The following is a 15,356-nucleotide window of genomic DNA, read 5'->3' on the forward strand; positions in this document are numbered from 1 at the left end:
CTTGAAACGAATGGTGGGTGATGACGGGATCGAACCGCCGACATTCTGCTTGTAAGGCAGACGCTCTCCCAGCTGAGCTAATCACCCTTCGCTTCGGTGTGGCGCGCATTCTACGGAGCGACCCAACCTCTGGCAAGCACTTTTTTAAATAATTTTCTCAGGCCTTCCAAAGGCTTAGAGAAGGGTTGGCCTATGACCCGGCGAAGACAATAATGCCCCCCTTTGTATAAAGGAGAGACTCACCCCATGTGGTTCAAAAACCTGCTTATCTATCGCCTGACCCAAGATCTGCCTTTTGATGCCGAGGCGTTGGAAACTGCACTGGCCACCAAACTGGCGCGTCCATGTGCAAGCCAGGAGTTGACCACCTACGGTTTCGTCGCGCCCTTCGGCAAAGGCGAAGATGCACCGCTGGTACACGTCAGCGGAGACTTCCTGCTGATCGCCGCCCGTAAAGAAGAACGCATTCTGCCGGGCAGCGTCGTGCGTGACGCAGTGAAGGAAAAGGTCGAAGAGATCGAAGCCGAACAAATGCGCAAGGTCTATAAAAAGGAACGCGATCAGATCAAGGATGAAATCATCCAGGCCTTCCTGCCCCGCGCCTTTATCCGTCGCTCGTCGACCTTCGCCGCCATTGCGCCGAAACAGGGCCTGATCCTGGTGAACTCGGCCAGCCCGAAACGTGCCGAAGACCTGCTGTCCACCCTGCGTGAAGTGATCGGCTCGCTGCCGGTACGTCCGCTGACGGTGAAGATGTCGCCGACCGCAACCATGACCGAGTGGGTTACCACTCAGAAAGCCGCAGACGATTTCTTTGTGCTGGACGAGTGCGAACTGCGCGACACCCACGAAGACGGCGGCATCGTGCGCTGCAAGCGTCAGGACCTGACCAGCGAAGAGATCCAGCTGCACCTGAGCACCGGCAAAGTGGTCACTCAATTGTCGCTGGCCTGGCAGGACAAACTGTCGTTCGTGCTCGACGACAAAATGGTGGTCAAGCGCCTGAAGTTCGAAGACCTGCTGCAAGATCAGGCGGAACAGGACGGTGGCGACGAAGCACTGGGTCAACTGGACGCCAGCTTCACCCTGATGATGCTGACCTTCGGCGACTTCCTGCCGGCACTGGTTGAAGCGTTGGGTGGTGAAGAGATGCCGCAAGGGATCTAAACCGACGCGCGGTCTAAATGTGGGAGCGGGCTTGCTCGCGAAGGCGTCATGACAAACAACATCATCGTTGAATGTCCGACCGCCTTCGCGAGCAAGCCCGTTCCCACATTGGATCTGCGCAATTTTCGAATATGAATAACAAGGATCAGGCCATGCGCGCACTCGCTGCATTGAGTCGTTTTGTCGGCAACACCTTCGCTTACTGGGTACTGATTTTCGCCATCGTGGCGTTTCTGCAGCCGGCCTGGTTCATCGGCTTGAAAGGCGCAATCGTGCCGCTGCTGGGGCTGGTGATGTTCGGCATGGGCCTGACCCTCAAGCTCGAAGACTTCGCCGAAGTCGCTCGCCATCCGTGGCGCGTGGCCCTGGGCGTGGTTGCCCATTTCGTGATCATGCCCGGTATGGCGTGGTTGCTCTGCCAGGTATTCCACCTGCCGCCAGAGATCGCCGTCGGGGTGATTCTGGTCGGCTGTTGCCCGAGCGGCACCTCGTCGAACGTGATGACCTGGCTGGCTCGCGGCGACCTGGCGTTGTCGGTGGCCATCGCCGCCGTCACCACCCTTCTCGCGCCATTGCTGACACCGGCGCTGATCTGGCTGCTGGCCTCGGCCTGGTTGCCGGTGTCGTTCATGGAGCTGTTCTGGTCGATCCTGCAAGTCGTGCTGTTGCCGATCGTACTTGGCGTGGTTGCCCAACGCGTACTCGGTGATCGGGTTCGTCACGCGGTAGAAGTGTTGCCGCTGGTGTCGGTGGTGAGCATCGTGATCATCGTCACGGCCGTGGTGGCTGCCAGCCAGGCGAAGATTGCCGAATCCGGTCTGCTGATCATGGCCGTGGTGATGCTGCACAACAGTTTCGGCTACTTGCTGGGTTACTTCACCGGGCGCCTGTTCAACCTGCCGCTGGCCCAACGCAAATCCCTGGCACTGGAAGTCGGCATGCAGAACTCCGGCCTGGGTGCGGCACTGGCCAGTGCGCACTTCTCGCCACTGGCGGCGGTGCCGAGCGCGTTGTTCAGCGTCTGGCACAACATTTCGGGGGCGCTGCTCTCCACCTATTTCCGTCGCATGAGCGAGAAAGAGGATCGGAAAATCGCTGCTCAGCAGGTGGCCGACTGATCCGAAAACTTGATCCTCGAGTTAATGATGGGCACTCTATTGCGCAACGCGAGGACGACCTCGCGGCTCGATCGAGTGCTTAATCCGGGGACGACCCCATCCATCGATGGAGGTCTTCCATGTCCTGGATCATTCTGTTTTTCGCCGGTCTGTTCGAAGTCGGCTGGGCCGTTGGCCTGAAATACACCGACGGCTTCAGCCGCCCTCTTCCCACCGCATTGACCGTTGCCGCCATGGCGATCAGCCTTGGCCTGCTGGGCCTTGCCATGAAGGAATTGCCGCTGGGCACGGCCTATGCGATCTGGACCGGCGTGGGTGCAGTGGGCACGGTGATCGCCGGGATCATTCTGTTTGGTGAATCCATGGCACTGTTTCGGCTGGCCAGTGTGGCACTGATCATTACCGGGTTGGTTGGGCTCAAGGTCAGCGCTTAGGCCACTGACGTCATCGCGGGCAAGCCCGCGATGAGGCCCGCAAAGTCACCAACTATCTAACGGCGCCACGCAAATCCCCCACCATCGCCTGCAACTTCGCTGGCTCAGCCACTTCAACGGCCACCGCCGGCCCCGCCACCAACGTCACCCGCGACCACAACCGACGGAACAAGCCCTTGTTCGGATCGCGGCTGAAGAAACTCCCCCATAACCCCTGCAAGGCCAGCGGAATCACCGGCACCGGCGTTTCTTCGAGAATCCGCGTCAGCCCGCCCTTGAACTCGTTGATCTCGCCATCAGCGGTCAACTTGCCTTCAGGGAAAATACACACCAGCTCGCCATCCTTCAGATACTGGGCAATGCGGGTGAAGGCTTTTTCGTAGATTTGAATGTCTTCCTGGCGCCCGGCAATCGGAATTGCCCCGGCCGTGCGGAAGATGAAGTTCAGCACCGGCAGGTTGTAGATTTTGTAATACATCACAAAGCGAATCGGCCGACGCACGGCTCCACCAATCAGCAACGCATCGACGAACGACACATGGTTGCAAACCAGCAGCGCAGGGCCCTCATCGGGAATCAGCTCGAGGTTGCGATGCTCGACGCGGTACATGGAATGGCCAAGCAGCCAGATCATGAAACGCATGCTGAATTCCGGGACGATTTTGAAGATGTAGGCGTTGACGCCGATGTTCAGCAGCGACACCACCAGAAACAGCTGCGGGATCGACAGCTTGGCGATGCTCAGCAAGACGATCGACACAATCGCCGACACCACCATGAACAGGGCGTTGAGAATGTTGTTGGCGGCAATCACTCGGGCCCGTTCGTTCTCGACGGTGCGGGACTGGATCAGCGCATACAGCGGCACGATGTAGAAACCGCCGAAGACTCCCAGCCCGAGGATGTCGATCAACACCAGCCAGGTGTGACCGAAGCCAAGGATTTCGATCCAGCCATGGCCGGTAACGCTGTCCGGAATTCCACCGGAATGCCACCACAGCAACAGGCCAAATACGGTCAGGCCGAATGAGCCGAACGGCACCAGACCGATCTCGACTTTGCGCCCGGAGAGTTTCTCGCAAAGCATCGAACCCAGTGCAATACCGACCGAGAATACGGTAAGAATCAGCGTCACCACAGTCTCGTCGCCGTGCATCCATTCCTTGGCATACGCCGGGATTTGCGTCAGATAAATCGCCCCGACAAACCAGAACCATGAGTTGCCGACGATCGAACGCGAGACCGCAGGGGTTTGCCCCAGGCCCAGCTTCAACGTGGCCCAGGACTGGCTGAAGATATTCCAGTTCAGGCGCATTTGCGGCGATGCCGCCGCAGCTCGGGGAATGTTGCGGCTGGCCAGATAACCGAGCACCGCAATGCCGATGATTGCCGTGGACACCACCGGCGCATAGTTGCTGGCGGACATCATGATGCCGGCGCCAATCGTCCCGGCGAGAATTGCCAGGAAGGTGCCCATTTCCACCAACCCGTTGCCACCCACCAGCTCTTCTTCGCGCAAGGCCTGCGGCAGGATCGAGTACTTCACCGGCCCGAACAGCGCCGAGTGGGTGCCCATGGCAAACAGCGCCAACAGCATCAGCGACAGGTGATCGAACATGAAACCGACCGCGCCCACCGTCATGATGACGATTTCCCCGATCTTGATCAGACGGATCAGCGCGTCCTTGGCGAACTTCTCCCCGAACTGCCCGGCCAGGGCCGAGAACAGGAAGAACGGCAGGATAAACAGCAGCGCACACAGGTTGACCCAGATCGAACGGTCACCCTCGATGGTCAGCTTGTACAGAATGGCTAGGATCAGCGACTGCTTGAAGATGTTGTCGTTAAAGGCCCCAAGGGACTGCGTGACAAAAAAAGGCAGGAAGCGCCGAGTGCGAAGCAAGGTGAACTGCGAGGGGTGACTCATCTTCCATGTGTCCCTGATTTTTTTGGTAGAGGGTGGCGTGGATACTGTTATTGGAATGTCGAACGTCGATCCAGGCCACACACATTACCTAATCTTTGCCGGTTATTTCTTTAATCCTGCGATGCACGGTGAGACAAACAGTTCGCCCTTCCACGCGCCCTGCACCGTGCGTTTGGCGACAATCAGCCACATCACCGCCAGCATGGCCACCAACACGCAACCAAAGATACTGAAAAACGTCAGGTTCAAGGTGCTGGCCAGTTTCAGCGTAGTCAGGGAATAGACACCCAGCGGGAACGTGAAACCCCACCAGCCGAGATTGAACGGGATACCGGCGCGCAAGTAACGCACGGTGATCAGCAGTGCTATCAGCATCCACCAAAGCCCGAAGCCCCACAGCGTGATCCCGGCCACCAGCCCAAGGCCCTCAGCTATTTCACCGATCCCCGGCAGACCGTTGGCGGCAAAGATCGCCGGCGCGTCGGCGCCCAGCAGCAACATGCCCAGCGCACCCGTGCCAATCGGCCCAAGCGCCAGCCAGCTCGAGGCGGCCATGTTTTCGTGGGGCAATTTATGCAACGCCATGCGCAGCAACAGGATGGTCAGAATGCTGAACGCCACCGGCAGGGAAAAAGCCCAAAGCACGTAGCTGGTCACCAGCACCACTAACTGCGAATGAGCATCGGCCAGGTGCGGCGCCAGCAAGCCACCACTGGCAGCCGCCACTTCCGCCGCCACCACCGGCAACAGCCAGACAGCGGTCATCTGGTCGATGCTGTGCTCCTGACGGGTGAACATCATGTAGGGAATCAGTACGCCGCAGGCCAGCGACATCGCCACGTCCAGCCACCACAGCACTTCGGCGACATGAATCACACCGTCGCCCCAGCGCGGCAAGCCGAACAACAGAACGCCATTGATGATGGTCGCAAGGCCCATGGGAATGGTGCCAAAAAACATCGAAACCGTGGAGTGGCCGAAAATCCGCCGCGCTTCGTCGAAGAACATGACCCAACGCGCGGCATACATAGCCGTGAACAACACAAACAGGCCAATATTTAATAGCCACAAGCCTTCGGCCAACGCATGCAGACCGGGAGTCGACACCGGCAGTTGCGCAAGCGCAAGCGCCAATACACCAGTGCCCATGGTCGCCGCGAACCAGTTCGGGGTGAATTGGCGGATGGCTTCTCTTGGGTGCTGCAGATGACTGAGCGGCTTGATACCGGGTTTAACGCTACGGGTGCAGGTCATGGCGAACTCCTGTCCTCTAATGAGGGAGGCGCTCATGATAGATCCGAATAGAATATCGATATAACGGGTAATATCTCTAACTGTTATCTGTTTTACAGATATAGCATCAGACGCTGCCTTCAGTCTCGATCACCAATATCCTCGCCACGCCCTGCGGATGAGCCACATGTTCGGTGCCCACCGAGGCATAAAAAATATCGCCGACCTCCAGCAGGGTTTCCTTTTCGAGGCCTGCTTCGCGATAACGCATCTGCACCTGACCGTCGAGCACCACGAACACTTCCTGGCCATCGTTGACGTGCCATTTATACGGCTGATCGGTCCAGTGCAAACGGGTGGTGATACCGTTCATGTTGGCGATGTCCAGCGCCGCCCAGGCGCGGTCACCGGTGAAGGATTTGCTGCGGATGATCTTCATGGGCGGTCCGTCGAAATGAATGGCGGTGCCAAGGCTAACGGTCATCTGACATCGACGCCACAGACTTTGACAGACCGCTCACGAAGCAACCCGATCAGCGCACCGAGCGACAGGATGATCAGTACCGCGCCGTAACCGTCGGTGGTCGCCACCAGCCCAAAGCTGCGGGTCAGATTACCGGCCAGCAACGACGGCAAGCAGAACGCCAGATAACTGAGCACATAAAACGCCGACATCAACCCGGCCCGCTCATGAGGCAAGGCCAGCGGCACGATGCTGCGCAAGGCGCCAAGGAAACCCGTACCGAATCCGCTGCCCGCCACCAGCGTGCCGAAGAAAAACAATGGCAGGCTGGCGCTGTGGACCGCCAGCAGAATCAGCGCAACGCCTGCGGGCAGCAAGCTCGCGCCCAGCAGCAAGACCTTGTCGGCCGGCCGATTGCGCAAGGTGTAGATCATCGAGGCACCGGTCACCGTCAACACGGCCACCGTCGCACCGCCAATCAGATTCGACGTCGACCCGGTGGCTGTCCGCACCAGAGACGGCGCCAGGGAGGCGAAAAAGCCGCCAAGCGCCCACACCGCGAGGTCAATCGGCAGCACCCGCCACAACATTCGCCGCGCCTGAATCGGCACATGCAGGGTCGGGCGCAGCGAAGCCCAGGCACCCGGTTGTCGACTGACGCTTTCCGGCAGACGCCAGACGTACAGCGCTTGCATCGCAAACAGCGCGAACAACATCCAATAGGTCAATTGCAGCGGCAGGGGCGCAAACTCGGCCAATAATCCGCAGCCCATGGCCCCCAGCGCCATGCCCAGCAACGGCGCGACACTGTTGACCATCGGCCCTTGCTGGCGATCGGTGTCCAGCAACGCCGCACTCAAGACGGCGGTGGCCATTCCCGTCGCAAACCCCTGAAGTACTCGCGCACCGATCAACCAGGCGACGCTGTCGGCGTTGATGAACAGCAACATCGCCAGCATATTCAGCAACACGGCGGTAAAAATCACCGGTTTGCGCCCCAGATAATCCGACAGCGAACCGACCGTGAGCAGCGCCGCCAGCAAGCTGAGGGCGTAGACACCGAAAATCAGGGTCAGGGTCGCGGCTGAGAACTGCAGGTGCTCCTGATAGAGGTGATACAACGGGGTCGGCGCGGTGGAAGCGGCGAGAAAACTGAGTAAGGTGATCGCCAGAAACCACAGGCTGGAACGATTTGTCGCTGGAAGAGACATGAGCACACTCCGCAAAAGCTAATTTTTTGCTTTTGCGGAGTCTGCTACTGGTCAGCGCTTAAAGCAAATTCTTTGTGTTAAGGTCCGCCGCATGGCTATTAAAGAAGGTTTACGCCCTGGTGGCAGAAGTGCCAGGGTTCAAGAGTCGATTCATTCGGCTGTCCGCGCGCTCCTCGAAGAGCAGGACCGCGCCTGCGTGACTGTGCCGCAGATTGCTGCCCGGGCCGGGGTGACGCCGTCGACCATTTATCGGCGCTGGGGGGATTTGTCAGCACTGCTCGCTGATGTCGCCCTCGCCCGCATGCGCCCCGACAGTGAGCCGGCCAATACCGGCAGCTTACGCGGGGACGTCCGGGCTTGGGCCGAGCAGTATCTGGATGAAATGAGTTCCGAACCCGGGCGCAACATGATGCGCGACGTGCAATCCAGCGCCACGCCGGGCTATTGCGTGACGATCATTGGCGGGCAGTTGCAGACGATTCTGGATCGCTATCCCGATCAATCGCGGCCAAGTGTCGACCGGCTGATCAATATGGTGGTGGCACCGACGGTGTTTCGCATCCTGTTTGCGGCGCAGGCGCTGGAGGTTGAAGAGTTGCATCGGCTGATCGATATTGCGTTGAGTCAGTAACCCCGCCTTCGCAGGCAAGCCTCGCTCCCGCAATGACGACCAGGATCTGACGGATACACAACCTGCGACACCCCGCCACGCCACGACCTTGGTCGACACTGACTAACTCAGGCGGTCATGCGAGACTGTCTGGATCGGGCGCAGTCCCGGATGTCTTTTGTCTGGAGTTCCCATGTCGCTGTCCACCGGGCTGATCGCCATTGTCGCCCTGGCCTATATGGCCATCCTGTTCGCCATCGCCTTTTACGGCGACCGTCGCAGCACGCCGCTGCCGCCACGGGTGCGTGCCTGGGTGTACAGCCTGTCGCTGGCGGTTTATTGCACCAGCTGGACGTTCTTTGGCGCCGTGGGCCAGGCAGCCGAACAACTCTGGTCCTTCCTGCCGATCTACCTCGGGCCGATCCTGCTGCTGGTGTGCGCACCGTGGGTCCTGCAAAAAATGGTGATGATCAGCAAGCAGGAGAACATCACCTCCATCGCCGACTTCATCGCCGCCCGTTACGGTAAATCCCAGTCCCTGGCGGTAGTCGTCGCGCTGATCTGCCTGGTCGGCGTGCTGCCCTACATTGCCTTGCAACTCAAGGGCATCGTGCTGGGTGTAAACCTGTTGATCGGCGCCGGCGCCGACGCCATGGGCACGCGCGCGCAGGACACGGCGCTGATCGTCTCCCTGGTACTGGCGCTGTTCACCATCGTTTTCGGTACCCGCAACCTCGACGCCACGGAACACCACCGCGGCATGGTGCTGGCGATTGCCTTTGAATCGCTGGTCAAGCTGTTCGCTTTTCTCGCGGTCGGCGCGTTCGTGACCTACGGCCTGTACGACGGTTTCGACGACCTGTTCGACCAGGCCATGCTCGCCCCGCGCCTGGAAGAGTACTGGAAGGAAACCATCAACTGGCCGTCCATGGTGGTGCAGACCGGTGTGGCGATGATGGCGATCATCTGCCTGCCCCGGCAGTTCCACGTGACCGTGGTGGAAAACATCGACCCCCAGGATTTACGCCTGGCCAAGTGGGTGTTCCCGACGTATCTGGCGCTGGCCGCGCTGTTTGTGGTGCCGATTGCACTGGCCGGTCAGATGTTGCTACCCAGTTCGGTGCTGCCGGACTCATTCGTTATCAGCCTGCCTCTGGCCCAATCTCACCCTGCCCTGGCAATGCTGGCGTTTATCGGCGGCGCTTCGGCGGCGACCGGCATGGTGATCGTCGCCAGCGTGGCGCTATCGACCATGCTCTCCAACGACATGCTGCTGCCATGGTTGCTGCGGCGCAACAACGCCGAACGGCCATTCGAAGTGTTCCGCCAGTGGATGCTTTCGGTGCGCCGGGTGAGCATTGTGGTCATTCTGCTGCTGGCCTACGTCAGCTATCGCCTGCTGGGCTCGACCGCGAGCCTGGCGACCATCGGCCAGATTGCCTTCGCCGCCGTGACCCAACTGGCCCCGGCCATGCTCGGCGCGCTGTACTGGAAACAGGCTAACCGCCGTGGCGTGTTCGCCGGACTGGCCACCGGGACATTCCTCTGGTTCTACACCCTGGTGTTGCCGGTTGCCGCCAACAGCCTCGGCTTGCCCTTGAGCGGTTTTCCGGGCCTGGCCTGGCTGCAAAGCAATCCGCTGAACCTGCCGATCACGCCGCTGACTCAGGGCGTGGTGTTGTCCCTGGCGGGTAACTTCACCTTGTTCGCCTGGGTCTCGGTGCTGTCACGCACACGGGTTTCGGAGCACTGGCAGGCCGGTCGTTTCATCGGCCAGGAAATCAGCCCCCGCCCCAGCGCCCGCTCGATGCTGGCGGTACAGATCGACGATTTGCTGCAACTGGCTGCCCGGTTTGTCGGCGAAGAACGGGCCCGTCAGAGCTTCATCCGTTTCGCCTACCGCCAGGGCAAAGGCTTCAACCCGAACCAGAACGCCGACGGTGAATGGATCGCCCATACCGAACGCTTGCTGGCCGGTGTACTCGGCGCCTCTTCGACTCGGGCGGTGGTAAAAGCCGCCATCGAAGGTCGGGAAATGCAACTGGAGGACGTCGTACGGATCGCCGACGAAACCTCGGAAGTGCTGCAATTCAACCGCGCCCTGCTGCAAGGCGCCATCGAGAACATCACCCAGGGCATCAGCGTGATCGACCAGTCGCTGAAACTGGTGGCCTGGAACCGGCGCTACCTGGAGCTGTTCAACTACCCCGACGGTTTGATCAGCGTCGGCCGACCGATTGCCGACATCATTCGCTACAACGCCGAACGCGGCCTGTGTGGCCCCGGCGAAGCGGAAGTGCATGTCGCCCGTCGCTTGCACTGGATGCGTCAGGGCCGCGCCCATACCTCCGAGCGACTGTTCCCCAACGGCCGAGTGATCGAGCTGATCGGCAACCCGATGCCCGGCGGCGGTTTCGTCATGAGTTTCACCGACATTACCGCGTTCCGCGAAGCCGAGCAGGCGCTGACAGAAGCCAATGAAGGCCTTGAGCGGCGGGTCGCCGAACGGACCCACGAACTGTCACAACTCAACCTTGCCCTGACCGAAGCCAAGGGCACCGCCGAATCGGCCAACCAGTCGAAAACCCGTTTCCTGGCCGCCGTCAGCCATGACTTGATGCAACCGCTGAACGCCGCGCGGCTGTTCTCCGCCGCCCTCTCCCATCAGGAAGAGGGTTTGTCCAGCGAAGCGCAGAAGCTGGTTCATCACCTGGACAGCTCACTGCGTTCGGCCGAAGACCTGATCAGTGATCTGCTGGATATTTCCCGTCTGGAAAGCGGCAAGATCAACCCTGATCGCAGGCCCTTCGTGCTCAATGAGTTGTTTGACACGCTGGGAGCCGAGTTCAAGGCACTTGCTCAGGAACAGGGGCTGAAATTCCGCGTCCGGGGCAGCACGCTACGGATCGACAGTGACATCAAACTGCTGCGACGGATCTTGCAGAACTTCCTGACCAATGCCTTCCGCTACGCCAGAGGCCCCGTGCTGCTCGGCGTTCGGCGGCGCAACGGCGAGCTGTGCCTGGAGGTCTGGGACCGTGGACCGGGTATTCCGAAAGACAAACAACAGGTGATTTTCGAAGAGTTCAAACGCCTCGACAGCCACCAGACCCGGGCCGAGAAAGGCCTGGGCCTGGGGCTGGCGATTGCCGATGGACTGTGCCGCGTGCTCGGTCACACTTTGCGCGTACGCTCCTGGCCGGGGCGCGGCAGTGTATTCAGTGTCAGCGTGCCGTTGGCTCGGGCACAAGCCGCGGTGCCGGCCAAGGTTGCCGAACTCAATGGCCATTTGCTCGGCGGCGCACAGGTGCTGTGCATTGATAACGAGGACAGCATCCTGATCGGCATGAACAGCCTGCTCACGCGCTGGGGTTGCCAAGTCTGGACCGCGCGCAACCGTGATGAATGCGCGACGCTGCTCAACGACGGGATGCGCCCGCAGTTGGCGCTGGTGGATTACCACCTGGACGATGGCGAGACCGGAACCGACTTGATGGCGTGGTTGCGCACGCAATTGGGCGAGCCGGTGCCGGGGGTGGTGATCAGCGCCGATGGACGGCCGGAGACCGTGGCCCAGGTGCATGCAGCGGGCCTGGATTACCTGGCCAAACCGGTGAAGCCGGCGGCATTGCGGGCGTTGTTGAGTCGGCATTTGCCGTTGTAATAAATGCGTCTGGCTAGCCCAGAACCTGTGGCGAGGGAGCTTGCTCCCGCTAGACTGCGCAGCAGTCGCAAAACACGCAACGCGGATTGCTTTACGGGAAACGGGGGCTGCTGCGCAGCCCAACGGGAGCAAGCTCCCTCGCCACAGCAAGCCCCCTCGCCACAGATGCCATCGTAAAAGATGGCTTATTCGGGCAACTCGGCCAAGCCATCGACATCCGTCATGGCCCGCTCCAGCAGGTCCGCCGGCAAGCTCTTGCTGGCCCGCGCGCCAAGCAATTTGAGCTGTTCGCTGCGACTGACCAGGTTGCCACGGCCTTCTGTCAGCTTATTGCGGGCAGAGCTGTAGGCCTTGTCCAGCTGCTGCAAGCGATTGCCGACCTCATCCAGATCCTGAATGAACAACACGAACTTGTCGTACAGCCACCCGGCGCGCTCGGCGATTTCCCGAGCGTTCTGGCTCTGGCGTTCCTGCTTCCACAGGCTGTCGATGACCCGCAAAGTGGCCAGCAACGTGGTCGGGCTGACGATCACGATGTTGCGGTCGAAGGCCTCTTGAAACAACGTCGGCTCTGCCTGTAACGCTGCGGAAAACGCCGCTTCGATCGGGACGAAAAGCAGGACGAAATCCAGGCTGTGCAACCCGTCGAGCCGCTTGTAGTCCTTGCCGGCCAGGCCTTTGACATGATTGCGCAGGGACAGCACGTGCTGCTTGATGGCGATCTGGCCGATGCCGTCGTCTTCGGCGGCCACATATTGCTGATAAGCCGTGAGGCTGACCTTGGAATCGACCACGACCTGCTTGTCGCCAGGCAGGTAAATAATCACATCCGGCTGGAATCGCTCACCGTCCGGCCCCTTCAGATTGACCTGGGTCTGGTACTCGCGCCCCTTCTCCAGCCCCGCGTGTTCAAGCACCCGTTCAAGAATCAGTTCACCCCAATTGCCTTGGGTTTTCTGCCCTTTCAAGGCGCGGGTGAGGTTGGTGGCTTCGTCGCTCAGGCGCAGGTTCAGTTGTTGCAGACGCTCCAGTTCCTTGGCCAGGGAAAAGCGCTCGCGGGCTTCGGCCTGATAACTTTCCTCGACGCGCTTTTCGAACGACTGGATGCGCTCCTTCAACGGATCGAGCAATTGCCCCAGACGCTGCTGACTGGTTTCGGCAAAACGCTGTTCGCGCTCGTCGAAGATCTTGCCCGCCAGCTCGGCGAATTGCGCTCGCAGCTCGTCTCGCGAGCCTTGCAGGTCGTTGAGGCGCTGCTGATGGCTTTCCTGCTGCTCACGCAACTCGGCGTTGAGGGAGGCAGCCTGAGCGTCCAGGCGACGCAACTCAGCTTCTTTGCCGGCACGTTCGATGTTCCAGGCGTGGGCTGCGTCGCGGGCATCGTCGCGTTCGATCTGCAGCAATTCGACTTCACGGCGCAGGGCTGCCAGATCGGCTTGTTTGGCGGCGTTGGCCTGGCTCAGGTCAGCGACTTCATCACGGCAGGTGTCGAGCTGGGCGTTCAAGCCATCCTGCGTCAGCTGGGCCATGGCCAGGCGCTCTTCCAGCAATGCCAGTTCGGCCTGCCCCGTACTCGCCCGACGCTGAAGTTGCCAAGCCAGTACCAGCAATGGCAGTGCAGCGCCCGCCAGCCCCAGCAATGCGCTGGTCAAGTCCATCGCCATAGCCACTCCTGCCGATTAGATAAAGCGTGAAGGTTAACCAAGGCGTCAGGTCTTGGACAGCTCAGTCTTCGATCAGGCCGAGTTCCTGCTGGGCGCGTCGGTCCCCTGCGCGCGCAGCCTGGCGCAACAGGTCCTGGCCAATACGGCGATCCCGGGCATTCCCGCATTCGCGGCACATCAATTGGCCGAGGCGGCTTTGCGCGGCCACTACGCCTTCACGGGCAGGTTGCTTGAGTAAACGTCCGGCGAAGTGTTTGACGTTGGGGTTTTCGCCCAGGCGCGGGCTGTCCAGTAGCCACTCGGCCACACGCATCGAAAAGCGCTTGGGTGGGTTAATGCTGGAGGGTGCTGAGGCAGGAGAGACTGGTACTGAGCGAAACTTCATAAAGCACTGTGGGGCAGATCGGAAGGCGCGCCACTCTACTCTTTTTTTCGCACAGGTAAAGTCGAGAAAAGCCTGCACGCCCGTCCTAGAGCAAGCGCTCGGGACAATCCACAGAAGCTGTGGATAACTCAGTGGACAACCGCCCTTGAAGTCGCGCAAAGCCGTGTGGAATGGGGCTCGCAGTCAAACTGACGATTTTTTCACCAGTAAAAAAAAGCGATGTTTTTCATTGACTTAAATTTTCGTTACAGGCACCCACCCTCGGTGAAGCGAGGATGACAGTGGGATGACAGTCCGCGCAACTAATGTGCACAAGTACCTGCGAGGCGGTTATATCGGTGCGCTTTTTCGGCGCGTTTTTACGGTGACGCCTGGGGATAAACCCGGCAACCCGCGCCGCAGATTGATCCTGGCTCGATCGCCCTCTCGGATCAACGGCCGTTTTTTGGGCAATTGCGGGGCACGTGTCGGCCGATGACATTTTCCGACAGCACTTGCGGATGTGGTCGGCCGGCACTTCAGTGTTTTTTTGCGAGCAGGCTTCCCTTCGGCCATTCAATCCGTTAGTATCCGCGGCGTTAGTACCAAGCTGAAAGTCAATTCTGGTCGAACAAATCCCCCCGGTCAGCCTTCCCTGAGAGAAGCCTTCACCGACAAAGCGGGATCGACCACCTCGATGGTTTCCAGGTAAATCTTGCGTCAACACAGCCTTTGAATCGAAAGCAAAGGGTGTTGCGAAGTTCACTTACTCTGACCGAACCAACCTGCAAAAATTGATCAGGATCTTCACCCCGGGCCCAGAACCTTTGCCCCTGATGTGTTGCCTGCCCTCCTAAGTACCTACCTGCCAGCCCAAGCGCGCCAACTTATCAGCGCTTCAAACTGGCTGCTTTGTTCCAGTCGGGTTCTTCGTTCGACCAATGGTGGTCGTCGTCACTGGAACGTTTTAATTTTGCACGGTTCTTATCCGTGTCGCTTGTAGGAACACCCGATTATGTCTACTCAAATCCACACTCAGGATGCCATTCGCACCCTAACCAACGCTTTTGCTCCAATGAACTGCCTGATCATGGCCGCTCGCAAAGGCTGCTTCAGCTTCACTCTGGTCAACGAACACGGCATCGCTCGTCACAGCGAACGCCTGTACCCCGATCAATACTCCAGCGCCGAGCCGCTGCAGGCTGTGATCGAGCGTACTCGCCAGGCACTGGTTGCCTGAGACGCCAGAAAGGCTGAAAACCTCAAAAGCCCTGCTGAAAAGCGTAATGCTGCTCACTTAAGCGGAGCAGCCTTACGGTCCACTGGAAACCGGGGCTTTGATATTTTCACCGTCCCTGGCCTTGAAGGCCTTGGACGGTGATTCAGAAACACCCCTCCGATACCGGTACTTAACCCTGCCAATCATCCGCCTGTACCTGAAATCGGGTTGTCCGCGGCCATCACGATCAGTTGCACAGCAATGTCCCCGCACAACCGCCGG

At 59.8% G+C, this 15,356-nt stretch carries 12 protein-coding genes and 1 tRNA gene; 6 read left to right on the top strand and 7 right to left on the bottom strand.

The features are described from left to right. Positions 1-11: 11 nt before the first annotated feature. A tRNA-Val gene (locus F475_RS17260) sits at positions 12-87 on the bottom strand. A gap of 159 nt (positions 88-246) precedes the next feature. Here F475_RS17260 and rdgC point away from each other — a divergent pair. The 3 genes from rdgC to sugE all read left to right on the top strand — a co-directional run bounded on the left by rdgC (position 247) and on the right by sugE (position 2,719). Next, complete coding sequence (rdgC, locus tag F475_RS17265) at positions 247-1,167, top strand: recombination-associated protein RdgC (RefSeq protein ID WP_019579659.1); 921 nt, start codon at positions 247-249, stop codon at positions 1,165-1,167. 152 nt (positions 1,168-1,319) lie between these two features. Beyond that, the gene (locus F475_RS17270; RefSeq protein WP_018925159.1) at positions 1,320-2,285 is read left to right on the top strand and encodes a bile acid:sodium symporter family protein; all 966 of its coding nucleotides are present in this window, start codon (positions 1,320-1,322) and stop codon (positions 2,283-2,285) included. A 119-nt stretch (positions 2,286-2,404) separates the two neighbouring features. Beyond that, complete coding sequence (sugE, locus tag F475_RS17275; RefSeq protein ID WP_018925158.1) at positions 2,405-2,719, top strand: quaternary ammonium compound efflux SMR transporter SugE; 315 nt, start codon at positions 2,405-2,407, stop codon at positions 2,717-2,719. 52 nt (positions 2,720-2,771) lie between these two features. On the opposite strand, the gene F475_RS17280 is transcribed toward sugE, so the two are convergent. The 4 genes from F475_RS17280 to F475_RS17295 all read right to left on the bottom strand — a co-directional run bounded on the left by F475_RS17280 (position 2,772) and on the right by F475_RS17295 (position 7,553). After that, on the bottom strand, positions 2,772-4,646 hold the full coding sequence (locus F475_RS17280; protein ID WP_111454354.1) for an MFS transporter: 1,875 nt from the start codon (positions 4,644-4,646) through the stop codon (positions 2,772-2,774). A gap of 102 nt (positions 4,647-4,748) precedes the next feature. Beyond that, positions 4,749-5,900 carry a TDT family transporter gene (locus tag F475_RS17285; protein WP_111454355.1) on the bottom strand — a complete coding sequence of 384 codons (1,152 nt, stop codon included), beginning with the start codon at positions 5,898-5,900 and terminating at the stop codon, positions 4,749-4,751. A 106-nt stretch (positions 5,901-6,006) separates the two neighbouring features. Then, positions 6,007-6,318 (bottom strand): cupin, encoded by a 312-nt coding sequence (locus F475_RS17290; protein WP_007936125.1) that lies wholly within the window; start codon positions 6,316-6,318, stop codon positions 6,007-6,009. A 41-nt stretch (positions 6,319-6,359) separates the two neighbouring features. Further along, positions 6,360-7,553: an MFS transporter gene (locus F475_RS17295; protein WP_111454356.1), complete on the bottom strand. Its 1,194-nt coding sequence runs from the start codon at positions 7,551-7,553 to the stop codon at positions 6,360-6,362. 91 nt (positions 7,554-7,644) lie between these two features. On the opposite strand from F475_RS17295, the gene F475_RS17300 reads away from it, so the two are divergent. Then, positions 7,645-8,184 (top strand): TetR/AcrR family transcriptional regulator, encoded by a 540-nt coding sequence (locus tag F475_RS17300; RefSeq protein WP_086945823.1) that lies wholly within the window; start codon positions 7,645-7,647, stop codon positions 8,182-8,184. Between the two features lie 172 nt (positions 8,185-8,356). Then, a complete protein-coding gene (locus F475_RS17305) occupies positions 8,357-11,827 on the top strand; it encodes a PAS domain-containing hybrid sensor histidine kinase/response regulator (RefSeq protein WP_111454357.1) in 3,471 nt (1,156 codons plus the stop codon). Positions 11,828-12,012: 185 nt separating this feature from the next. On the opposite strand, the gene rmuC is transcribed toward F475_RS17305, so the two are convergent. Together rmuC and F475_RS17315 are read right to left on the bottom strand one after the other, a co-directional pair. Further along, positions 12,013-13,377, bottom strand: a complete 1,365-nt coding sequence (rmuC, locus tag F475_RS17310) for a DNA recombination protein RmuC (RefSeq protein WP_169342498.1) — start codon at positions 13,375-13,377, stop codon at positions 12,013-12,015. Between the two features lie 175 nt (positions 13,378-13,552). After that, entirely contained in the window at positions 13,553-13,876 is a 324-nt protein-coding gene (locus F475_RS17315) for a sel1 repeat family protein (protein WP_082920890.1), read from the bottom strand. Positions 13,877-14,870: 994 nt separating this feature from the next. On the opposite strand from F475_RS17315, the gene F475_RS17325 reads away from it, so the two are divergent. After that, complete coding sequence (locus F475_RS17325; RefSeq protein ID WP_007898912.1) at positions 14,871-15,095, top strand: hypothetical protein; 225 nt, start codon at positions 14,871-14,873, stop codon at positions 15,093-15,095. Positions 15,096-15,356 lie beyond the last annotated feature (261 nt).

The sequence above is a fragment of the Pseudomonas sp. URMO17WK12:I6 genome, assembly GCF_003253625.1.
In the GTDB taxonomy this organism is placed as follows: Bacteria; Pseudomonadota; Gammaproteobacteria; order Pseudomonadales; family Pseudomonadaceae; genus Aquipseudomonas.